Source organism: Proteiniclasticum ruminis, from assembly GCF_900115135.1.
Taxonomy (GTDB): domain Bacteria; phylum Bacillota; class Clostridia; order Clostridiales; family Clostridiaceae; genus Proteiniclasticum; species Proteiniclasticum ruminis_A.
The window spans coordinates 41480-64490 of record NZ_FOVK01000002.1 but is presented as its reverse complement, the minus strand read 5'-3'; the positions used below and the strand labels follow the sequence as shown (position 1 = coordinate 64490).

Annotated in this window: 23 protein-coding genes; 6 read left to right on the top strand and 17 right to left on the bottom strand. The window is 42.9% G+C overall.

Annotated elements, in window-relative coordinates; translation table 11 throughout:
* Positions 1 to 7: 7 nt before the first annotated feature.
* Positions 8 to 1315, bottom strand: coding sequence for a S1C family serine protease (locus BM243_RS04965; RefSeq protein WP_083422627.1), 1308 nt, complete (start codon positions 1313 to 1315; stop codon positions 8 to 10).
* Between the two features lie 184 nt (positions 1316 to 1499).
* On the opposite strand from BM243_RS04965, the gene BM243_RS04960 reads away from it, so the two are divergent.
* A complete protein-coding gene (locus tag BM243_RS04960) occupies positions 1500 to 1874 on the top strand; it encodes a hypothetical protein (protein WP_074911054.1) in 375 nt (124 codons plus the stop codon).
* 37 nt (positions 1875 to 1911) lie between these two features.
* On the opposite strand, the gene BM243_RS04955 is transcribed toward BM243_RS04960, so the two are convergent.
* Both BM243_RS04955 and tsaD read right to left on the bottom strand, forming a co-directional pair.
* On the bottom strand, positions 1912 to 2907 hold the full coding sequence (locus BM243_RS04955; RefSeq protein WP_074911053.1) for an alpha/beta fold hydrolase: 996 nt from the start codon (positions 2905 to 2907) through the stop codon (positions 1912 to 1914).
* Between the two features lie 2 nt (positions 2908 to 2909).
* On the bottom strand, positions 2910 to 3932 hold the full coding sequence (gene tsaD, locus BM243_RS04950) for a tRNA (adenosine(37)-N6)-threonylcarbamoyltransferase complex transferase subunit TsaD (protein WP_431602439.1): 1023 nt from the start codon (positions 3930 to 3932) through the stop codon (positions 2910 to 2912).
* Between the two features lie 270 nt (positions 3933 to 4202).
* Between tsaD and BM243_RS04945 the strand changes: the two genes are divergently transcribed.
* The 4 genes from BM243_RS04945 (at position 4203) to BM243_RS04930 (ending at position 8909) form a co-directional block, all read left to right on the top strand.
* Complete coding sequence (locus tag BM243_RS04945; RefSeq protein WP_074911050.1) at positions 4203 to 4838, top strand: RusA family crossover junction endodeoxyribonuclease; 636 nt, start codon at positions 4203 to 4205, stop codon at positions 4836 to 4838.
* 119 nt (positions 4839 to 4957) lie between these two features.
* On the top strand, positions 4958 to 6658 hold the full coding sequence (locus BM243_RS04940) for a CapA family protein (RefSeq protein WP_074911049.1): 1701 nt from the start codon (positions 4958 to 4960) through the stop codon (positions 6656 to 6658).
* Between the two features lie 194 nt (positions 6659 to 6852).
* Positions 6853 to 8427: a sensor domain-containing diguanylate cyclase gene (locus tag BM243_RS04935; protein WP_074911047.1), complete on the top strand. Its 1575-nt coding sequence runs from the start codon at positions 6853 to 6855 to the stop codon at positions 8425 to 8427.
* Entirely contained in the window at positions 8427 to 8909 is a 483-nt protein-coding gene (locus BM243_RS04930) for a hypothetical protein (protein ID WP_074911046.1), read from the top strand. Before BM243_RS04935 ends, BM243_RS04930 begins: the two co-directional genes overlap by 1 nt.
* A gap of 36 nt (positions 8910 to 8945) precedes the next feature.
* On the opposite strand, the gene BM243_RS04925 is transcribed toward BM243_RS04930, so the two are convergent.
* The 5 genes from BM243_RS04925 to BM243_RS04905 all read right to left on the bottom strand — a co-directional run bounded on the left by BM243_RS04925 (position 8946) and on the right by BM243_RS04905 (position 14934).
* Positions 8946 to 9857 carry an NAD(P)/FAD-dependent oxidoreductase gene (locus BM243_RS04925; protein WP_074911045.1) on the bottom strand — a complete coding sequence of 304 codons (912 nt, stop codon included), beginning with the start codon at positions 9855 to 9857 and terminating at the stop codon, positions 8946 to 8948.
* Between the two features lie 19 nt (positions 9858 to 9876).
* On the bottom strand, positions 9877 to 11118 hold the full coding sequence (gene hutI / locus BM243_RS04920) for an imidazolonepropionase (RefSeq protein ID WP_074911044.1): 1242 nt from the start codon (positions 11116 to 11118) through the stop codon (positions 9877 to 9879).
* Between the two features lie 10 nt (positions 11119 to 11128).
* Complete coding sequence (ftcD, locus tag BM243_RS04915; RefSeq protein ID WP_074911043.1) at positions 11129 to 12022, bottom strand: glutamate formimidoyltransferase; 894 nt, start codon at positions 12020 to 12022, stop codon at positions 11129 to 11131.
* The gene (locus BM243_RS04910; RefSeq protein WP_431602438.1) at positions 12023 to 14029 is read right to left on the bottom strand and encodes a urocanate hydratase; all 2007 of its coding nucleotides are present in this window, start codon (positions 14027 to 14029) and stop codon (positions 12023 to 12025) included.
* Positions 14030 to 14418: 389 nt separating this feature from the next.
* On the bottom strand, positions 14419 to 14934 hold the full coding sequence (locus BM243_RS04905) for a hypothetical protein (protein WP_074911042.1): 516 nt from the start codon (positions 14932 to 14934) through the stop codon (positions 14419 to 14421).
* 81 nt (positions 14935 to 15015) lie between these two features.
* Between BM243_RS04905 and BM243_RS04900 the strand changes: the two genes are divergently transcribed.
* Positions 15016 to 15216, top strand: a complete 201-nt coding sequence (locus tag BM243_RS04900; protein ID WP_074911041.1) for a hypothetical protein — start codon at positions 15016 to 15018, stop codon at positions 15214 to 15216.
* 40 nt (positions 15217 to 15256) lie between these two features.
* On the opposite strand, the gene BM243_RS04895 is transcribed toward BM243_RS04900, so the two are convergent.
* From BM243_RS04895 to BM243_RS04850, 9 genes are all read right to left on the bottom strand, one after another.
* Positions 15257 to 15514 (bottom strand): hypothetical protein, encoded by a 258-nt coding sequence (locus BM243_RS04895; RefSeq protein WP_074911040.1) that lies wholly within the window; start codon positions 15512 to 15514, stop codon positions 15257 to 15259.
* Between the two features lie 318 nt (positions 15515 to 15832).
* The gene (locus tag BM243_RS04885; RefSeq protein WP_074911038.1) at positions 15833 to 16033 is read right to left on the bottom strand and encodes a DUF3006 domain-containing protein; all 201 of its coding nucleotides are present in this window, start codon (positions 16031 to 16033) and stop codon (positions 15833 to 15835) included.
* A gap of 16 nt (positions 16034 to 16049) precedes the next feature.
* On the bottom strand, positions 16050 to 17447 hold the full coding sequence (locus BM243_RS04880; protein WP_074911037.1) for a ComEC/Rec2 family competence protein: 1398 nt from the start codon (positions 17445 to 17447) through the stop codon (positions 16050 to 16052).
* A 493-nt stretch (positions 17448 to 17940) separates the two neighbouring features.
* Positions 17941 to 18276, bottom strand: a complete 336-nt coding sequence (locus BM243_RS04875) for a type II toxin-antitoxin system RnlB family antitoxin (RefSeq protein WP_074911035.1) — start codon at positions 18274 to 18276, stop codon at positions 17941 to 17943.
* Between the two features lie 28 nt (positions 18277 to 18304).
* Positions 18305 to 19435, bottom strand: a complete 1131-nt coding sequence (locus BM243_RS04870; protein ID WP_074911034.1) for a type II toxin-antitoxin system RnlA family toxin — start codon at positions 19433 to 19435, stop codon at positions 18305 to 18307.
* Positions 19428 to 20570 (bottom strand): hypothetical protein, encoded by a 1143-nt coding sequence (locus BM243_RS04865; RefSeq protein ID WP_074911032.1) that lies wholly within the window; start codon positions 20568 to 20570, stop codon positions 19428 to 19430. The genes BM243_RS04870 and BM243_RS04865 overlap by 8 nt, the downstream gene beginning before the upstream one ends.
* A 152-nt stretch (positions 20571 to 20722) precedes the next feature.
* Positions 20723 to 21817 carry an N-acetylmuramoyl-L-alanine amidase gene (locus BM243_RS04860; protein ID WP_074911031.1) on the bottom strand — a complete coding sequence of 365 codons (1095 nt, stop codon included), beginning with the start codon at positions 21815 to 21817 and terminating at the stop codon, positions 20723 to 20725.
* 1 nt (position 21818) lies between these two features.
* The gene (locus tag BM243_RS04855; protein ID WP_083422625.1) at positions 21819 to 22304 is read right to left on the bottom strand and encodes a phage holin family protein; all 486 of its coding nucleotides are present in this window, start codon (positions 22302 to 22304) and stop codon (positions 21819 to 21821) included.
* Between the two features lie 46 nt (positions 22305 to 22350).
* A complete protein-coding gene (locus BM243_RS04850) occupies positions 22351 to 23010 on the bottom strand; it encodes a carbohydrate-binding protein (protein ID WP_074911029.1) in 660 nt (219 codons plus the stop codon).
* Position 23011 lies beyond the last annotated feature (1 nt).

Here is a 23011-nt window from a genome sequence, read left to right as displayed (position 1 = left end):
AATATAGTCAGTTTCTTTCTCTCAGGGTGAGTTTCAGGTCAATATACTCCCCATCTCTGTAGATCTTCAGTACGACTTCATCACCAGCTTCTTTGGTGTTTTTCACCTTATTGAGCTCTTCCACGGAAGTGACCTTCTGTCCGTCAAACTCGGTGATGATGTCGCCCACCATGATGGCTGCGATATAGGCTGGTGTATTGTTCTGGACTTCCATGACAAGGACACCAGGTACGATGTCATTGGCACTGGCGGTTTCCTCATCCACGCCTCGACCTGCGATACCAATGATGAGCTGTGCTTTGGAAAGGGCATCCAGACCATCGATAAGAGTATTGATCGGAATAGCAAAGCCGATGCCTTCCACGGATTCTGTGGCAATTTTTGCAGAGTTGATTCCGATGACTTCTCCACGGGCATTGATCAGTGGACCGCCGGAGTTTCCGCCGTTGATGGCTGCATCAGTCTGGATATAGGTGTACTCATTTCTTCCGATGGTCACAGCCCGCTCTGTGGCGGAGATGATACCGGAAGTGACGGTTCCTGCAAATTCCTTGGAAAGAGGGTTTCCTATGGCGATGACAGATTCCCCCACTTTCAGGCTGGAGGAGTCTCCTAAAGTCACAACACCAGGCACTTTCACATTCTCATCCATTTGAAGGACAGCCAAATCATTGCTTGCATCATAGTTCACAAGTTTTGCGGACACTTCCTGTCCATCATATAAAGTAACCTTGATTTCTTCCCCATTTTCCACCACATGATAGTTGGTGGCGATGAGTCCCTCTTCATTGAGGATAAATCCGGTACCGATGCTTTCCGAATAGCTTCCCTGTGGATTGAACCATCCAGTGGTGCCAGGCACCTGGACAGATACGGTGACCACGGCTGGCTGCACCATCTCTACAATCTGAGGAATGGTAAGCCCCTCTTCCAGAAGTTCTGGGGTGGCCACAAAGGTTGGTGTCTCATTCTTGTTCTCCAGGACCATCTGTCCCAGTTTGGAGTTCAGGAAAAAATCTGTCTCCGGAAGAATGTTGAAGGCGCCATAGACCCCGAGGCTGGTGCCAAGCAAGGTAAAAATCAGCGCAATGGCAATGAGGGAGAATCCAGAAAACTTCTTTTTTCTTCTTCTCTCTTCTACACCAGGCTCGTAGGAAGACCCGCCTCTATAAACATAGGGATCGGTTTTTTCCTTCGGCTCCACATAGAGCGGTTCTTCCTGGACTTCTTCGCTCCCACTCTTCACTTCTTCCACTTCATTTATCACTTCTTCATTTTCATGAGGTTTTTCATTGAATTCATCTTCACGGTTCATGTTTTCTTCCTCCTTGTTTCATTTGCTAACTTTATGGTACTAAGTCAATGTTACAGATTCGTGACATACAGAAAAATTTTTAACTTAATTGGCGATTCATCCCCCATCCTCTTTATGATATGATGATTGTAAATAAAGCATACGGTGTCAGGAGAATCAAAAATATATCATTCGAGGTGGTAAAATGATTGCGGTAAAAGAATTTTTCACATATGATAGCGAAGTTTTTTTATCTGGAACTGAGGTATATGAAACCTTAACTGTAGATAGTATACTGAATTTCGATACAGAACTACGAAAAGAGGGGCAAGAGGACTCCATTATATATTTCAAAATCTATTACAATATTTTGTGTTTAGAAAAAGATTTTGATAATAACAAAAATGAAATAGGATATCTCTATTATCTTTTGGGGTACTATACAGGCATGTTTTATCATCCAGCGAATGGAAAAGATATCGGATTATCATTTTTGAAGAAAGCCCTTACAATAACAAATGATGATACGGTTTTAAAAGAAGTTTTGGTGACAATTACCATGCTGGAAGGTTATCCATAAAGAAGAAAGCACCCGTTTGGGTGCTTTCTTCTTTATGCTACTTCTCATATCCTTTTCGGATGACTTTATCCACCACAGTATATAGAACAGGAGCCACATCTTTGGGCCGTTCCAGAAGGATGTCCCGGACAGAATCCTGCACATAAAAAACCGAGGCGTCCGAAGAATAGGAGAGATATTTATCCTGACTGTACCGCTCCTCTGACAGCTTTGTAGTCACCAGAGCAAAGGGTTTGTCCTCCAGCAGCATGGACTTCACTGGAAGAGGTTCTCCCTCAGTCATATACTGATACTCTGTCTTTAACGCTGCCATGAAGTCTTTGGAGAGTCTGAGATTGGCATATATGTTCTTCTCTTCTTCCGGAAGATCCACATGATCAAAGAAATCCAGAATCCCCGCATTCTGAAGAGCTCTTGGAATACCGAAAAGACCAAGCCCTTCTTTGGAAGGGAAGGATGCTGTGTGAATTCCTTCATATCTTGCCATCTCGCTGCTTCCCAGAGCTTCTCCCATGGGATTCAGAAACACGGCTCCCAGGACTTCATCCGGGTAAAGATGAAGATACTCCTGCATCACCAGGGATCCGTATTCTTCCCCCATCAGTATGAACTCCATTTTCCAGCCGAACCTTCTGAATATAAAATGAAGATCCTCTGCCACTTCTTTCGGTGTTTTATACTCTCCTTTAGTTCCGCCATAACCCGGTCTGTCATAGAAAAAGAGCCTGGCTTTCCCGTCAAAGGCTTCCACAAGCTTCTGCCTGGAAAGCTCCGATTCTCCGGCTGCACCATCTACAATCACCGTATAGTCCCCGTTGCCCACCACCTGATAGTTGTAGGTCACCTGGTTCACGGTGATGGTCTTTCCGTCAAAGGCATCCAGATGCTGCTTCGCTTCATAGTTTTCATAGAGATACCCAGCAAGGAGCGCTGCTGCCAGTAGAAAAAGAATCGCTTTTACGAGATTTTTTTTGTGGAATATTCTACGGAACCTGTATCTTTCCACACTGTTGGAGTCCTCATAAAACTTCATCCTTATGCTTCCCTCCCTAATGATAAGCCGGGAACCGCATTAAGGCTATTGTCTGATCTTTTCCCTTTTATGTACTGAAAATAGGCAGCGCTGCCGATCATGGCCGCATTGTCAGTGCAGAGGATCATCTCTGGAAAGAGTATTTCCACACCTTTTTCCTCGCCTCTTTTCTTGAGCTCCTCCCGGAGACTGGAGTTGGAAGCTACACCGCCTGCCACGGCAATCTTGTCGAGATGTTTGGTTTCTATGGTTTTCATGGCGTTTTCCACCAGCACAGAGACCACCGCTCTCTGGAAGGAAGCCGCCACATTCTCCACATGGATGTCATTTCCTTTTTGGCGTTCACTGTTGAGATAGTTGAGCACCGCTGACTTTAACCCGGAAAATGAGAAGTCCAAAGTGTCCTCATGGAATCTTGCTTTGGGGAAGGTGATGGCATAAGGGTCTCCTTTTTTGGCCGCCGCGTCAATCTTAGGACCACCAGGATAGCCCAGTCCCAAAGCTCGCGCCACCTTGTCAAAAGCCTCGCCCGCCGCATCATCTCTTGTTTCACCCATGACGGTGAACTTATCATAGTCCTCCACATGCACCACAAAGGTGTGCCCTCCAGAAACCACGAGGGAAACAAAGGGTGGTGTCAGATTTTTATATTGGATGTAGTTTGCCGCAATATGCCCTTCAATGTGGTTCACCCCAAGAAGCGGAATCCCTAGAGAGAATGCGTACCCTTTCGCAAACTGAAGCCCCACAAGCAGCGCACCCACAAGACCTGGTCCATGGGTCACTGCCACAAGGGTAAGATCCTCTTTCTTTACGCCTGCTTCAGACAGAGCCATCTCCACCACAGAGGCGATGTTCTCCACATGTTTACGTGAAGCCACTTCCGGTACGACACCTCCGAATTTCTGATGGATGGGAATCTGGGAAGAGATCACATTGGACAGCACTTCCCGTCCATTTTTCACTACACTTGCTGCGGTCTCATCACAGCTGGATTCTATGGCTAATATGTATACATCTTTCATCATCTATCTTTTATGGCAGTCCTTCTTCTCGTCTGCCTTTCCTCCTGCTTCATGATTGGTTCTTTCTTTGACCCAAGAATCTTCTCTTCTTCTCTGGCCACTTTGGGCATCAAGGACTATCCTCATTGTCACTACCTATGATATTATACATTCTTTAGCGCTTAGATACAAAAAAACTTAATTTCTCTTGAAAACTTTTTTCTTCCACCCAGTTCCATGCTATACTAACTTTAGAATACATGTTCGAAAACAGAAGTGAAGGTGAATGTCATGTCCGATTATGCCAAAGTCGTGGTCCCCGGAACCCCCATCAGTAAATCCAATTTTAAAATGGTCAGTAAAGAAGGCCGCTTTTTTCTGCCCAAAAATACGGGAAGCTACAGTGACCGCTATGATGTCTATGAGTCCACCATAGCCCTTCTGGCAAGAGCCCAGAATCCTGGTATTGTCTTCACCGACGCGCTCATTGCTGTCCTCAAGGTCTTCTACAAAAGCGAGAAAAGACATCCGGACACCAACAACATTACCAAGAGCATTTTCGACGGCATTGAGAAATCTGGCCTCATCATCAATGATGCCCAGGTCACAAGGCTTGTCATCGAAGAATATTATGACAAGGAAAATCCGCGATTTGAACTGGAGCTTTATAAGGAAAGCCAGTTCAATCTGGACTTTACGGTCTACAGAAGAGAAACACCCATTGAGGTGAAAAACTATGAACCTCCAGCGAACACCAAAGGAAAGATCTCAAATAAGCTCCCAGCCAAGAAAAAGGCGGTGGAAGAGGATCTGAAGGACAAAAAGCGCTGTGAAGTCTGCGAGAAGCCCCTCAAAAACGGCAACTTCATCAGTGGAAACGGCGGCAGAACCCTCATCTGCAAAGACTGCTTCGCGAAGCTCCGATAAGGATAAGCACTGAATCTCTAGGGAACTGGAGATTCTTTTTTTATGCTTTTCTCCTCTTGAACCTAGAAATATGGTATAATTTTAAAGATTTTGATTGATAAAGGACGTGACTGACGCCTATGCATTTTAGAAAGTACACCGCACTGTTTCTGCTCTTTCTTCTCCTGGTTTCTGCTGCAGGCTGCCGCTATCTCAAGAGTCCTACTGTCTTTACTCCGCCCGAAGAAGTGGAAGCATCTTCAAAGGATCCCGAAATCGTAAATCCATATGAATCCTTTGAAAGGTTCCGTGTGGAAGATGATGCTTCACTGCTGCCATTTGAGAAGCTGACCCTGAGATCCGGAAACGAAGAGTTTCCCCTTTCTTCAGACACATTGGACTTTCTTCAGCTGAAAGAAGGAAGGAATGAAGATTTTCTCACCCTTTGGAATGTTCCCTACGCTTCCTTATCCGTTCTTTCTGGTGTCCTTCAGTACGAATACGCTGACAGCCCAGACGGCTCCTTCCTTCTGAAAAAAGATCTTGGACAGGGGACATCCTATGTGGTTCTTAAAAAGAATGCCCGGGAAGCAAAGCTCCACTATACAGAAGGGGACCATAATTTTGAGAGTGAAATTTCTCTTCATGGAGAGACCTACCTGAAAAATGGTATCCTGTATCTGCCTGTGGCAGATCTTCTGGAGATCACAGGCCATGTGATTCATACAGAGGATACACCTCTTTACTTCTCCTATGAGAAGAGCCAAAATCTCTATCCAGCCTTGTCTTTCATGGAAACCACCGAGAAAAGAAAAGCCGAAGGATATTATGAAGCGCTCCTGAAAAAAGAGAAAGAACAGGACCTGAGCTTTATTCTCCTGGGGGATACTGCCGTTGCCACAACACTCGGTCGAAAGAACGGTTTTGACAAGCTCTGGCAGGAACATGGAGGCGGCTATTTTCTGGCAGGTCTAAAGGAAGAGTTCCAGAAAGCCGACATGGTCATTGCAAACCTGGAAAATGTCTTCACCCAGGAAACCAGAGGACAGAAAGACAAACTATACAACATGAAAGCGCCACGTATTGAATACATCGATGTGCTGCCTCTTGGGGGCATCACCCATGTGAACATCGTGAACAACCATATGGTGGATTTTCTGGAGGCAGGATTTGAGGAAAGCCTCACCCATCTGGAAGCAAATGGCATTGAATACTTCGGCACCAATGAGACCTTTACCGAGAACATTGAAATCGGCAACGTATTTGTAGAATCCTCTTCGGTTTTTGAAAAAGATGGAATTAAAGTAGGCCTTCTTGGCTATCTGGGCTTTAACACCAGCTCTGTATCAGATGAGAGAATCCAGAAGGACATTGACAGGATGCGTAACGTGGAAAAAGTCGACTACATCGTCACCTCCATCCACTGGGGTGGACAGAACACCCATGAAGTGACCTGGAAGCAGAAAGAGATGGGCAGAAAACTCATCGATATGGGGTCAGACCTGGTGTATGGACATCATCCCCATGTGCTCCAGGAAGTGGAAGTTTATCAGGGAAAACCCATTTACTACAGCTTCGGAAACTTTCTGTTTCTGGATTATAAAGGCGTAAAAGATCCCGACAGCGTTCTGGTGCATGTGACCCTGAAAAAAGACCGTTTCGGAAAACTGCACGCTGAGTTCACCCACAAACCCCTCTATTGGGCCGGACACACGTCGAGAAATCTTTATACCCCCATTCTCATGGACAATGAATCCCACATCCGAAGAGCATTGGATAAACTGAAACTTGATACTACAGCACCCATAGATTTTTCCAAAGGATCTTCGGATCCGAAATAACACCACAGAACATCTGAACTTTCGGATGTTCTTTTTTTCTGAATTCATCAACTTTCATTCAAACTTCATCTGTATATTTTGAAAAAAGAAGCAGGACTGAAAACCTTTAACCTTTCTATGGATTTCTACAGTCCAAAATGATACAATGACCCTAGTTTGTCAAGAAAATCAAGTATTACAGGAGGGATAGAATCTTGAAGAATCGCCCTGTTCTATATGTCATTTTTACTGGGTTCATCTTGTACCTTCTTTATCTTCAGGAAGGCCTGAACCTCCGGGAGGAAGGATCCATTCTTCTCCTAGCCTCAGCATTGGGTCTTACTGTGAACTATATCAGAAGCTATCGGCCGAAATTCCATAGACTGGCAGTGGTCGCTGGTTCATTTTCCCTTGTGCTTTATGCACTGCTGGTTCTCTCGAACACCTCTCCTCTTGCACCGCTTCTTTTCCTTTTCCCACTGACGCTGTCCATCCTGGGGCATGGCATCTACGGTGGTGTGATCCTCTACCTTCTCACTGGAGCGGCACTTTCCTATCACCATCAGATCTTTGGTCTCTCGGAGGAAGTGTATCTGGGAACCATGATCATCCTCGGATGTGCCCTGGTTTCGCTTCTTTATTTTTCCAGAATCCATCATCAGGTGGTGAAAAATAATGAGGAGTGGCTGCAGAAGCTTCATGCAAAGATCAACGAAATGACTCTTTTACGAGACATCACCACCTCCATGCAGAGTGTCAAGGATCTGAAAAAGCTGGATACGATTGTGCTCACAGCCATCACTGCAGGATATGGACTAGGATTCAACAGAGGTCTGCTTTTTCTTGTGGAAGAGGATACACTGGTGGGAGAGTACGCCATTGGACCTTCCAGCCGGAAAGAAGCCTACAGAATCTGGGGAGATGTGGTCATCAAGCAGTCCAATCTCCACGAAGTTCTGGACAGTCCTGAGGAAAAGGACGAAACGCTCCTGGAAGTGGTCAGTAAGGTCTCTCTGCCCTTCTCAGAAAATGAGTTCAATCCTCTCATCCGTTGCGTGCGTGAAAAAACACCGCTTCTCATCCGGCAGGGAAATCCGGAAGACTTCGGCCCCATCCTTGAAAAACTCAGTTTTGAGAATTATGCGGTGGTGCCGATGATTTCCAAGGATCAGGTGGTAGGCGTTTATCTTGTGGATAACTGCTTCAACCAGAAACCCATCCAGGATGAGGATCTGGATGCGCTCATCACCTTTTCCGGTCAGGCAGCCCTGGCTTTTGAAAACATCAGGCTTTATGACAAAATCAGAACCTTGGCCATTACAGATGAGCTCACCAGTGTCTATAACCACAGACACTATAAAGATACCATAGCGCGGTATATGGAATCCGGAATCTCTTTTATTCTCATGGTCATCGATGTGGATGACTTTAAGAGTTTCAATGAGCTTTATGGACATGCCACGGGGGACCAGGTCTTGCAAGAGGTGGGCAGAAGCCTTAAAAATGCTGTGAGGTTTGAGGGAGAAGCCTTCCGATATGGAGGGGATGAGTTTACGATCATCCTGCCGGGAAGAACCCGGGAGAAAGCCTTGGATGTAGCAAAGACAATCCAGGACTCCATTCTTTCCATGGCCCTGCATAAAGTGGACCATCCACTGACCCTCTCCATTGGCCTCGCAGCCTATCCGGAAGACACCACCTGTGAAAAGGAACTGTTCATTCTGGCCGACAGAAAACTGAAGTCTGCAAAAGAATCCGGAAAAAACACCATTCATTGGGAGGTGGTCTGATGCTTACCACAGCCTTGTCCTTTCTTCTGTTTCTCGTCCTCATCTATAAAGTGCCGATTTTCAAGAGAGATGGCGCCATCGAGCGAAACATGCTGCCGGAAGAGGCAGAGTTTTCCATTGCCTCCATGCCCTTTCGTGTGGAGCGCATTGTCTACTATGTGCCCATTCCGAATCCTACCTATGGAAAAGACCCTGATCTCAAAGAACATATGACCGTGGAGTATGTGAAAAAACAGAGCTTTGATGCCTCTCCCTTTGCTCTTCAGGTCTATTATCAGCATGGAAGTGAACGGAAGCTTCTGGCAGAGGTCTTAAGTCACCGGTTTGATGTGCCGTATCTAGATACCCTATATGGTGAAAACCTTCTTTCACATAAAGAATATGAGTACCTTCGCCTTTATAAATACAATCACCCCTCCACTATGGAGCTCCTCAGTGAAGAAGTCCAAAGAAAGCTCACAAAAGGAAACAGCAAAACATAAAAGAAGTTCCAGAAAACCTGGAACTTCTTTTATGTTTTATGCTTCATTCAGTTTTATCAAATAGGCTGCGGCAGATTTTCCTGCCCGCTCTCCTTTTTCCACAACCACAGGAAGATCATAGGAGACTTCTTCTGCATTTCCGGCCACAAACATGCCCATCTCATCCATTCCCCGACGGAACTTCTTGAACAGTCTCTTGGAAGGATCCAGGCCTACAGAAAGAAGAAGACTGTCACAGGAGATATTCTCCTCCTGCCCCTCTATGGTTTTGATGACAACCCCTTCAATACGTCCATTTTCTATGATTTGGATGATCTTGGTGTTATAGAGCATCCTGACATTGGGAAATGCATCCAGATAGGCTTTGTATCCATAATCCTCTTTAAGACTCTTGGTAGGTTCGATGATGGTGATTTCCTTTGCGCCTTCCACCAGAAGCATTTTTGCCAGATACAGGCTGTTCACATCCTGACTGTAGATGACCACATGTTTTCCTGGAAGATACCCCTCATAAACCATAAGCTTTCTAGCAGAGCCCACAGACATGATTCCAGCGGACTTGTTGGAGGAGATATTAAGCTCCCCTCTGGGCCTTTCTCTGGCCCCTGTGGCAAAAATTACGGATTTTCCAAGAACTTCCTGGACTCCTTCACTGCCGGACACATATTTGATCCGCTTGTCCCTTCTCACGTCGAGAACCAAGGTCCCCAGTTTTACTTCAATCTTCTCTTTTTTAATCTTCTCTTTGAGCTCTTCAGAAACCTCCACCCCAGTGATGCCTTCTTCGATGAACCCATGACCGACTTCGATGAGTTCATTAAGAATTCCGCCTAGAGAGTCCTCCCGATCCAGGATGAGAATCTTTTCTATTCCCTCTGCTCTGGCACTTAAGGCCGCACTCATGCCGGAAGCGCCTCCGCCGATGATGATGAGATCATATTCTGTCATGCTTTCTCCTCCTCGATTTCTACTGTTTCATATACACTATCTTACCTTTTTTCAGAGTGGTTGTCACCAGATTCATCCCGAAGTGATAGGTGAGGAAACGGTAAGAAGGTGCGTCGATGAGGATGAGGTCCGCCTCTTTCCCTTCTTCAATGGTGCCGATGCGGTCTGCCCTCTCAAGAGCTGCTGCACTGTTCAGCGTCACCGCCGTCAGGGCTTCTTCCGGCGTCATCCCCATATAAAGGGTGCCTAGGGAAAGCATCAGCGGCACGGAGAAGGAATAGCAGCTGCCTGGGTTAAAGTCTGTTCCCATGGCCACAGGAAGTCCAAGTTCAATCATATGCCTTGCCTTGGCAAACTCTTCTTTCAAAGAAAAAGCGGTGAGAGGCAGAAGCACAGGAATGACACCCGCTTCTTTCATCTTCTGGAGCCCTTCTTCATTGGCTTTCAGCAGATGGTCCGCACTGACAAGAGACAGCTCCGCCGCCAGTGCGGCTCCCCCTAAATCATTGATTTCATCTGCATGGATCTTCAGCTTCAGACCAGCTTCTCTCATTTTTTTCAGATACTCTCTGGAATCTTCCACCGTAAAAACATTCTTTTCAGTGAAAATATCGCCAAACTCTGCCAGGTTCTCCTCTTTTACCACAGGAAGCACCTCATCAGCGAGAAAATCCAGGAACTCCCGGTCTCTGCCCCGGTACTCCAACGGAATATCATGGGCACCCATAAAGGTGGAAACAATCTCGATGGGACTCGTTTCTCTGAGCTTTTTTACCACCCTCAGCTGTTTCAGTTCCGTTTCTTTATCCAGGCCATATCCGCTCTTGGCTTCCACAGTGGTGATTCCAAGTTCTGCCATATTCTTCAGGGTTTTGTCCGCCTGAGAGAGAAGCTCCTCAAAGGAGGCTTCCCTGGTTTTACGCACACTGTACTTGATGCCTCCCCCTTTTTCCATAATGGCCATATAGCTTTCACCGCGAAGCCTCATGCTGAACTCTTCTTCACGGGTACCGCCAAACACCAGATGGGTGTGGGGATCCACAAACCCAGGAAGAAGCGTCTTTCCAGATCCATCCAGAACCTCAGGATCCTTTGCCACATCCTGAAGCTCCTCTCCTCCGATCTTATGAATGATGCCGTCTTTAATGAGCACCCAGGGATGAAGAAGCTCCACAATGTTCCCCATCTCTTTTCCGCCTTTTCCCTTGTTCCCGGTGTTGGTGGCCAAAGAGGCTAGGTTTTTTATCAGTATTTCTCCCATTTCTCCCTCCTTATTCAGACAGCTTGTTTTCCAGGATCTGAGCACTGGAGAAGTTCTCAATGCCCATATAATACTCTACCGAATCAATGAGGGCCTGCTGAGGCACAAGACCGATGATCTCTGTCCCCACAACGCTGACCCCATAGCGTTTGGCTTCAAAACGTACGGTTTCGAGAGCTCTGTAAATGGAGGTCTTGGTATAGTCCGTAAGGTTCATGGACACCTGTGCAATATTTCTGTCTTTCAGGTATACGCCCATGCCTTTCACATACCGGAGGCCTCCTCCGATATGACGGACCTTCTTGGCAATGGCATCTGCGATGGCTACATCCGGTGTGTTGAGATTCACGTTGAACGCCACCAGAGGCATTCTCGCTCCTACGGCCACTGTACCAAAAGACTCGTGTGGCACCCCTGGTCCAAAATCGCTGTACCACTTGTCTTCCTTCATTTTCTCCGCCATACCTTCGAACTGTCCTTTCCGGATGGCAGCAAGATTTTCTCTGTGGGCTGCAGTGGCGCTCCGCTCATAGAGAAATACAGGTATTCCAAGGCTGCCAATGGCTTCTCCTACTTCTTTGGAAAGGGCCACAGCCTCCTCAATGGAATAGTTCTTGATGGGTATGAATGGAATCACATCACAGGCACCCATTCTTGGATGCTCTCCCATATGGTTTCGAAGATCAATCTCATCCACTGCCACTTTTACAGCCTGGATCACCGCTTCTTTCACTTTCTCTGGTTCTCCCACCAGGGTCACCACGGTACGGTTGTGGTCTTTGTCACTGGAATAGTCAAGAAGCTTCACTCCGTCTTTTCCTCTGAAGCTGTCGATGATTTTCTCGATGACTTCAGGTCTTCTTCCCTCACTGAAATTAGGCACACATTCTACGATTCTTTCCATTTACTTCTCCTCCAGCAGTTTTTCAAGAAGTTCCTCTTCCGGAATTCTTGGTATGGTAATTTTTCCTTTTTCTTCCTCATTGAACCGGATACTGGTTTCCATGGCATGGGGGTTTCTCGCCCAGGATCTTCTGGCAACGCCACCCATAACATCCCACAGCATAGCCGTCTTTAAAATCTCGTCCACTCTTTCGCTGCCATCCAGCACCATGCCAAAACCACCGTTGATGGACTTTCCAATACCAACACCGCCACCGTTATGAAGGGCCACCATGGTCATGCCTCTTGCAGCATTTCCAGCAAAGCACTGCACAGCCATATCTGCCATGATATTGCTGCCGTCCTTGATGTTGGCGGTTTCTCTGAAGGGGGAATCGGTGCCAGAAACATCATGATGGTCTCTGCCCAGCATGATGGGACCGACTTTCTTCTCCCGGACCATCTGGTTGAAGGCCAGAGCAATTTTCAGTCTTCCTTCCGCATCCTGATAGAGGATTCTGGCTTTGGTGCCCACCACCAGCTGATTTTTCTCCGCATCCCGGATCCAGTTGTAGTTGTCCAGATCCTGTGCTCTTCGATTTTTGTCGATGCAGCTCATGGCACAGGCATCCGTAGCCTTCAGATCCTCTTCTTTCCCGGAGAGGCAAACCCATCTGAAGGGTCCGTATCCATAGTCAAAGAGTTCTGGACCCATAATGTCCTCCACGTAGGACGGGAAGATGAATCCATCTTTCTCATCGGTGCCATTCTTTGCGATGTCTTTTGCTCCCGCATCGTAGACCGCTTTCATGAAAGAGTTCCCATAATCAAAGAAGTAGGTGCCTCTTTCTGAGAGCTTTTGGATGAGCTCATAATGGTGCAGAAGCGTCTCGTCCACTTTCTTTCTAAAAAGAGCTCTGTCAGTCTCCAGCAGGTGAGTTCTTTCTTCAAAGCTGATGCCTTCTGGACAGTATCCTCCATCATAAGGTGCATGACAGCTGGTCTGATCCGAAAGAAGATGAATGGTTTTATGATGCTCCACAGCATAAGACAAAAGGTCCACAATATTGCCATGAAATGCGATGGACAGCGCCTCTTTTTTCTCCATGGCTTCTTCGGCCATGCGGAAAGCTTCCTTGGGGGTCTCTGCCACTTCTTTCACCCAGCCCTGATCTGTTCTGGTCTTGATTCTCGAAGCATCCACCTCTGCTACAATAGACACAGCCCCTGCAATATCTGCTGCCTTGGGCTGAGCGCCGCTCATGCCTCCAAGGCCTGAAGACACAAAGAGGTATCCTTCCAGATTCTCCTCACCCTTCAGCCCGAGTTTCATACGTCCGGCGTTCAAAATGGTGTTGAAGGTACCATGAACGATGCCTTGAGGTCCGATATACATCATGCCTCCAGCGGTCATCTGTCCATAGTTTGCTACACCCATCTGCATAGCATAGTGCCAATGTTCCTGGGTGTCAAACATGCCCACCATCATGGCATTGGTGATGATAAGTCTTGGCGCCATGGCGTGACTTTTGAATATGCCCAAAGGATGGCCGGACTCCAGAACCAGGGTCTCATCGCTTTCCAGCACTTCCAGATAGCTTTTGATGAGCCTGTACTGCATCCAGTTCTGGCAGACCTGACCGGTCTCTCCATAGGTGACCAGCTCATAAGGATAAAGAGCCACCTCAAAATCCAGATTGTTGTCCATCATGACCTGAATGGCTTTCCCTTCTGTGCAGCGTCCTTCATAGTCCTCAAGAGGTTTTCCGTAGATTCTCCCTTCTGGACGGTACCGGTAGCCATAGATTCTTCCGTAGGTCTTCAGCTCCTCATAAAATTCCTGGGCCATGACTTCATGATGCTCTTCCGGCACATACCGCAGGGCATTCATCAGCGCTACCTTCGTTTCTTTCTTAGAAAGGGTGTATCCACGGTTCGGTGCTCTTCGGATTCCCGGCAGAAACTCCGGCTTCTTAGGCAGCGGTCCCTGTAAAACCACACCCATGGACAGTTCTCCTTGTATTTCCATCATCAAAACTTCCCTCCATTAAAACGTTTTCTATGCATACCTACATTTTAGCCCGAAACCTTTAAACTTTAAACACCTCAAAGTGAAGTTTTCAGAAGCTTTTTAGGGAAATCCGGGGATTTTCTCTCGGGAAAACAATTGTCCGTACTGCATGAAAGAACTGAGCGAAAAATAATGGATTCATAAAATCAACTGGTTTTTTTAACATGGTTTTAATTTATAGCCTTTGACAAGCACAGACAATTTATTTCAATTTATGTCAAACCGTTGATATGCCTCGATTGTTATAAAAACGTAAAATGCATCTACAGATAAAGTAAGACAATATTATTTGACAAATCATTTGACAAAAATAAAAAACCCCGCTGAAATATGCGGGGTTAAAATCCCTAATCTGCGTAATACCATTCTGCCCATCCGAGCTTGTAGTCATACTCGATATATAGTTCTTTATTGTTCTCGGTCTTGGCTGTGATTTCCAAGGTTAATTTTTCCACATCATTTATGTCCATGGTTTGAGGTCCGAAGCTATCAAAGTTTGGAGAAGTTTCTCCAGGTAGAACCGTATCATGAGAGCTTAGATAGGTCTTTTCATTTTTATCTTTTAACAGGATCGTCATGAAGTACCTGGTAATAGGATATTCTGATTTGTTTATATAAGTCGCATCCAGATATACCGTACCTATGGAGTTAGGTTCCCGGATGGATAAAATAATGGGTAGATCCTCCAGGTAAATAGGGATTTCTTCAGATTCTTCCGGTTCCGGTTCTTCCGGCTGCTCTACTTTAATTCCTGAGTTACCTTGCGGTACTGGGTTTGGTTCCATGGGCTTCGGCGCCTGGTCTTGCGGATATGCACAGCCTGTCAGTGCCAATAAAAGCAATAGTATAGCGATTTTTCTCATTGCGTGATTACCCCCTAATATTAGTATCTTTAGTATAGCAGATTAATCAAGAATAATAAGTATTTTGATTGGAGGAAAACAATGATAAAAAACTTTGAAAAACTATCCATCCAAACACAAGAAAGGGTTAAAGAAATTCACAGTCATCAAATGTCAGCATTTGGTTCAGAAAAACCTGAGTACCAGCTTAAAGAAGTATTCAAAAAGGATAATATGCTCTGTGTTCGATTCAAAAATGGTGATTGGTACCATTACTCATTGAACGATGGTACTTGGTTCTAATAAAAAAAGTAAGAGGGAGCATTCAGCTCCCTTCTTTACTTCATAAGTTCCTTAGGTACCAGTTCATTGTGTCCCGCTCGTACGAGATCTTAATTTTACTCGGGTGATCATCTACAGTACAATCACAGAGGTATTCGTACATAACGTTACCATTCCACTTGTTTATCTTCTTGTCCAACACCTTCAGAACTCTTCCCTTGTATTGCACTTCACCTGCGTTAAACCGAAACGTTACAGGTCTAGGCGGTTCACCTGGTTTTGAATAACTCATGACTTCTACTCTCATTAATTCCTGCATCTGTACTCCCCCTTTTTAAATATTATAGAACATTTGTTCTTAGGATGAAAGAGAGATATTCTTCTGGGCTATCAATTAAGACCACACCTTGATTCTCTTGGAACGCCTCTAGGACACGCGGCCTTACGCTCTGCTTTAGTATTTGGGACTTGTTGCAGCACGAAAAATAGACCAAGCCACCAAGGGTATTCAGGTCATGTTCCTTTTCACAGTAAATACATTTCATTTTCTTCACCTCCATAATCTAATTATGCGGAGAAGAGTGAAAAAGCATTCACTTAAACGAAAAAAGCTGCAAGAATCTGCAGCTTTTCATCACTAACCCTTAAACAGGTTGTTCATTTTCGATTTGATTCTGTCTCTGTCTTTCTCTTCAGCGTCTAAATCCAGTTCGATTCTTAGTTTCGAACCTTCTCTAGTTCCAGGTGGTAAGAAATCCTTTGGTAAGTTTAACAACTTCCCATCCTCCATCTCACAAATAGCAAAATTACCTTCAAGTCGGTCAATAGTGATTAACATATTTATTCCTCCTTATTTATGGATTACACCTTTTACATGGCTCATATCCTCTACCCTGTGCATCAGATAAACTAATTTCTATTTTACTCTTACTCAACGAACTACAACCATCTCTGTGATACTTCTCACCAGAATTTGTAATATAAACAACACTACCGATAGCAGGTTGTTGAGGTGCTGGTGCTGGTATAGGTTCCGGAACAGGCGCTGGTGCTGGTGTAGGAGTAGGCTCTGGTTTCGGTTCTGGAGTTGGTGCAGGTGTTGGCGCCGGAGCCGGCGATGGAGTAGGTGTAGGTGTAGGATTTGGTTTTGGTGCTGCTGCAAGTGCTTCTCCAGGGTTCTTATTCATACTAATACTATTTCCATCAGAACTTACAATGATTGTTCCTAGTAAATCCGTTCTATAGACCTTTGCTCCTACGGACTGCAGATTACTGACTACACTCTGGTTTGGATGTCCATAGCTGTTTCCGGCTCCTACAGAAATAATAGCGTGTTCAGGAGTTACTTTTTTCAAGAAACTCAGCCCTGAAGAGGTATCAGATCCATGATGTCCAACTTTAAGAACATCAACATCAATATTCGAAAGTTGGCCTTCAACTTTGGTTTCAGCATCACCCATAAATAGGAATGAATTATTTATGTATACTACTTTTATAACTGCTGACCAGTTATTTAAATCATCACCATAACTAGAAACAGGTGAAAGTATATTAGCCCGAAGTCCATCTATGTTGATAATATCAGTTCCACTTTTTGCCTTAAAAACATTTACACTCTTTAGTGCCAACGCATCAATCATATTCTCGAAAGTCTTGGTAGTATGCTCTTTCTCAGGCATGTAGAATTTACCAATCTTGAGACCATTGATTACTGATGTCATTCCACCAATATGATCTGCATGCGGATGAGTCGCTACTACATAATCTAACTGATTATATCCAAGAGATTTGACATAGTTAACTACTTGGCTACCATTCTTACTATCCCCTGCATCTATGAGTAGCGTCTGACCATTTGGTAATTCAATAAAAACCGAATCTGCTTGCCCTACATCGATATAATGAGCTTTTAGTGGTTTTGATAGTTCTGTATTAACTGGAACTGTAACAATAGGTTCTTCTGAATCTTCATTTTCTGTAGGTGTCTCTGGGCCAGAGGTACCTGTCGAATCTTCTTCACCTTCATCAGATGGCTTTTCTACTACTGGTTTTTCTATATCCTCTGGAGTTTCTGACGGTTTATCATTATCGTCATCAGCAGGTTGTTCAACTACTGCTCCGATTCCTTCCGTACCTTTGTCCGCATCCACATCGTCTTCACCACCAAATGCGCCAATAGCAATAAACGCAGCAAGTAACCAAACCCACCATCTCTTATGCAACGGTTTTTTGGTCTTAAAACTTTTCTTCACAAAATTAACCCCCATTTTTCTTTTTGCCTAAATTATACAATAAAACTACATAAAAGTAATGATGATATCACTTTGAAATATTCAAAATTATAGCCCATATTCTAAGATTCTACATTAATTGTCAGACTAAAATCCTACAGATTAAACTAATAATATGTTATAATTCTCTAAAGATAGACCCCTATCTTCCCCGCACTACGACGTGTGGGGTAAACTTTTATTGAGGAGGAAATTGTGGGAAAAACTGAAAATACAAAGTTACTACTTACGATACCAGAAAATCTTAAAGTGCAGTTACAAGCTGAAGGCAATAAGGTACATAGATCACTCAACAACTACATTCTCTGGCTGCTTGTTCACAGGCATGATTCACAGCAAAAATAAGGTGTAACCCTGCACAATTGCGTGCGGGGTTTTTTGCGCAAAAAAATAAGCCGGGGTTACCGGCTTATAGTCATTAATTAAGTCATTAATTTAGTTATTATTTACATTATTAGAATAACTCAACTTCTACACCAATATCCAATAGTAAGTCTTTATTTTTAATTAATACCCCATTAGATTTTTCCAATAATGATTCGTCATCATCAACATCCACAAAACCTATCGTGTTTTCACAAATCCTTCCTCTACTATAGAAAAAACTAATGAATCTTTTCTCGACGTCATCATTGTGAGCATACTCATCAAGTAATACAACTCCATTGTTTATGTATTTTGATAATTCATTTTCTATATCACCAAGAAATTCAAATGGAGAACTATAAGAAAGAAGAGTCACTAAAACGGAAAAGTTCGAATTTAAAACACTAACTTCGAATTTTTTCATTTCAAATACCTCCTTTATCCTAATGTTACTACATTACTTCACATGCTTCATTAATCAATTCTAAAATTTTTGTTATTATTTTAGGCGCTTTAAGATCGTCCTTTATTACTTTCGTTCCATCTATGGGATTGGTCAGCAACTTATCCCAATGAAAATATACATTACGCTCTTTTCTATATGCCGTATACATCCTTTTATACAGCCCAGTTTTTACAGAACTTCCTAGTTTCTCCTCACATTCTTTTGATAGTTTTACATGTCCATTATCAACATTGAACATAGTTAATTTATCGATATAATTTATCTCATACTTCGCAGCAATCAACTTTATAATGGACTCAAGACCACGCAGAGCATTGAAAATCAAAAAAGTCCTATCAGGTAAATCAATGTTACATTTTAACATATAGATAGCTGTATGTAAATTATTTCTTATTCCTAATCTTTGTTTTTCAACAAGCCTATCCAATTTGGGAATGTACTCATATAATTCTGTTTCTAATTTACTACTATCATAACCAGGTAAGTATGACAACATTAACTTCTTTTTAGTAGACTCACAATCGAATAAGTAAGCAATCTCTCTGATGGCTAAACTATATAAATACGAGTTCTTGCCTCTGATTTCTATTAAATTACCATCTGATTTAATGTTTATGATTTGTTCACCATATCCAAGTGCTACACAATTTGAATCGTTGATTATATGTAAATCATCAATTCCTTCGAAAATCATTTGAATAGCATCGACTACATCATTTTGACCTGGTTTATTATTCAATTTAAGGACAGTCAAGACACCTCCAGCAATATCTGGATTTGTGAGAGATTTCTCGAATTTTTTATTGTCAAACTCCTTTTTACTTATTACAGATTTTTTAACCTTATAGGTTACTATCTTCTCTATACCTTCTCTACAGATATAAGTTTCACAACATTCACAAAAATATATACTTTCATGTGGATATACTTCTTCTGCACATTCTGAACAGTAATATCGCTCAAGCACTTCTAGCATAGATAAAGACATTAACTGCTCAACATCTTCGTTTGTAACTAATAAAATAGAACCGTCTCTATCCTGAAGACTTTTACCTACATAAAACTCTGTAATAGGCTCATGAGTATAATAATCAATAATCCTTTTTGCACTATTCATAATATTTTTGAACGAAATTGCTTACTATTTCATCCATTTCCTCCTTATTTAGAAACTTCTCGAAAGATATAAACCCTTTGAACTTTTCTATTCCATATATAACCTTACATCTTGTGGTTGATATTGTATAAGCCATATGAACTGAATCACACATTTTTTCTTGTTTCAATCTCTTCTTATTATCATGATATGCACTTTTCACAAGAAGAGATTCTTCTTTACTACTTTTTTGAATTAAAGTAGTATTTTCACTATCTTTTAATGAAATATTAAATGGATAGCATTTTATCCCCTCTGTAAAATCTTCTTGTTTTTCCCAATTCAAGCAAATATATTTTTCTAATATATTCATCAAATCTTCTTCGATTTGATTGTCATATCGCTTGCTAATCTCATAATTTGCTTTAAAATTACTAATGAAAGATTTAAGATTATTCTTATCATACTCATCAATTATTTCTTTAATCTTATCAGGCAACTTCGAGCTTTCTTCTAGTATCCTGTAAACAGCACGCCGTAGCTTATCTTTATGAAAATTGTCCTGACACGTAACAATATTTAAATTTACTTTGATATACTCATTTATTTCTTTTAACAACTTAGGCTCAGTAACTTTATCTTCTGATCTGAATAATTTAGATTTATACATTCTATCATTAGGTCTAAATGATATAAATAAATGTTTTTTATTACTGTAATAAATCACTTTTATTGGCAAATAATAGTTTGCTATTGAATTTTCACTAGGACGGTAAAAGTACTGAACACCTAATCCTAGAACATATACTTCCTCAGCTTCTAAAATCTCAACTTTTCGATACACTTCATGAATCTTATTTGATCCATTAAAAGTATTATAATAGTCAATCTTCTCATTTTTATCTAAAGGTAAATGCGTTTCTAAAGTAGAAACTTGACTAAAATAAACATGCTTTGCCCCCAACTCGACAACCTCATTCAACCACTGATTGACAACGATTGCATCTAAGTTCCCTTTTAATACTTGTAGCTCAATTTCTTCAATTAAATCGGCTTTCAAGGTTAAACTTTTGAATTTTATTTTATTTGCAGATAAAAACTCTCTCAATAACGGTACTGTCACATAGTCATAAAGCGATTTTCGAAATTCAAACACCACAAACCTCCATAATAAAACATATTTATTATGATTCTACCTTTATTTGAAATCATTTACAACATTGATCGAATATATTATAGACTTTCTTTATAGAAATGTCTCCTAATTTACTTATTGCTTTTTACATATTTTCAATTGCTTAAATCATTTCAATAACTCTTTATGTATACTTCCGATATCCATTTATCATTTCCAATACGGTACCATGATCCAGACTGCTCGTATATTATAACTTTGGTTCCATGCTTCAACGCTCCAACCTTCGCCCCTCCAGGTGACTTCCGAACATTCAACCCTGCTGTGGCTGTCACGATTCCTTCCTGAAACTTAACCTCCACGGGTGCTGCAACCTTATCCAAAGATATCCAGTCAGCACTGACATAACCGGTAGGTGTTTCCCACCAACCGCCTTGGAGGCCATACAAGGTCACTGGTGCTCCTTTCTTGAGCTTCCCGAGAATTGCATTGCCCACACCTCTGCCAGCTCTTACGTTGAGCACTGTGGCCATGACGTAACCAGTAAGAGACTTCTTGAGATATGCAGTGCTGCAATACCCTTCGATATCTTTAAATCTAACCTTGGCCCAGTTTCCGGAAATCGAGAAAATCTCCACCTTCGTACCTTGTGGCATGGTGGCCAAGATCTTAAAGTTGGTGCCAGGACCATACCGCACATTGAGATTTTCGGAGCATACCTTCTCATCGATAGGCTTATCAGGTGCTGGTATTACAGGCTTGTCCATCGCTTTCTTTACATCATCACGGAACATATCCATTGTGTAGCCAAACTTCGACCACCAATGGCGTGGATCACTGTGATTGGATCCTATGCCTAGAATCCTGGCTTCATAATGGCCTATAACATGATCAATCGGGATATTAAACTCTTTACACCACTGAGCGACTTTCTTGATAGTGTTGGCCAAGACCTTCCGGAAGTAAACCTCCGAATGCTCCTTGTCCTCACACATCTCTATCTGCAGGCTGTATCCATTAGCTTTACCACCGACTCCCCACGCCCACATATTGAATGGAAGCAGCTGCCAGAACTCCAGATCATCAATAAAAGCATGTACCGCCACCATAATGGAAGACTTGTTCCACCGATTGAACCACTCCTTAGCCATGACTCCTGGAGTCGCAGTAGAGTGGATAATGATGTGTGTGGGCTTGATACTGATGTTGTTCTTCTTGTTCCACACATAACAAGCATTCAAAAGAATGAACTGTATAAACTCTTTCATGCTACTTCACCTCTTCTTTCTTCTCAATTTCAACAATCTTACTTGGTCCTTTCTTGCTTCCTTCCTTGAGCTGCACAAGATATTCTTTTAGCGGCTGAAATGCTGGCACTCCCATGGCTGTCAGGTTTTCTACCAGAGATAATCCTTCCATGGCCAGATAAAAAATGACCGCACCGTTTCTAAGTACTCCAGTTTGTCCAAGGACTTCGTCAATTATTGTAGCAAAGGCAATCATCATGAGGATACCAATCTTTTTATGGATCCCCGCAATCCCCTTAGATGAGCTTGTCTGCTTAAGAATTTTTGATAAATAGAACCCTGTACCGATATCTGAGGCCATGGCGAAGAGAAGTGCTTTCATTAACGTGTCATATCCACCCAACATCCCCGCAATCACCCCTCCAATCGCTGCAATGATTCCTCCTGTCGCCCACTCTGCCTTTGAATATCCAAATAGTTCCACGATAGCTTTCTTAATAACTTCCACTTTTTTCACTCCTTTTGTTAAATTAAATGGACCTCCGAAGAGATCCTTATATTACTATTTCTTTCCATCCTTGCGGATAAGCTGATGGTGACCAGGTATTCCCATCAATCAAGCTCTCATATACTTTGCCACTGAAAAGCACCATATCACTTTTATTGTAAGCATCATGCGCCCCGGTTGGCTGCTTCCACTCAGCAATAACTGAAGGTGGTGCTATAGCCTTATAAAGAGCCGGTGTCTGATCTGGCTGCCAGTCTTCCTGAGAAGTATGCGGCTGAAGAACTTGATACAGCTGATTATTTAGACTAAAGATGTCACCAGCTACGTAAAATGAACCTATGGCGTACTCTTTGAAATCATCTATCAGATCCAGCATCTCTTCGGTTGTAATTTCATCCCACCTGATAAGCCTAGCAAATTTCTGTCTCGTTTCTTCTGCTTTCACTTCAGACTGCAAGTCAACTAAACTTTGATCTTCAACTTTCTGCTCGAAGACAAATTTCTTGATGTCTTCAATCCCTATTGATTGCACATTCTTAATAGTTTCAAACCTTCGAAGCTGCTCTTCTGTGAGGATAATATCCTCAGATTGCATATTAGAAAACCCTTGATACGCCTCATCAGACATATCAAAGGTTTCTATTTCTTGTGTATAATTGATTTTCTTTGGAAAGATTTTCCATCCTTCCGGAGTAAAGTAGAACATA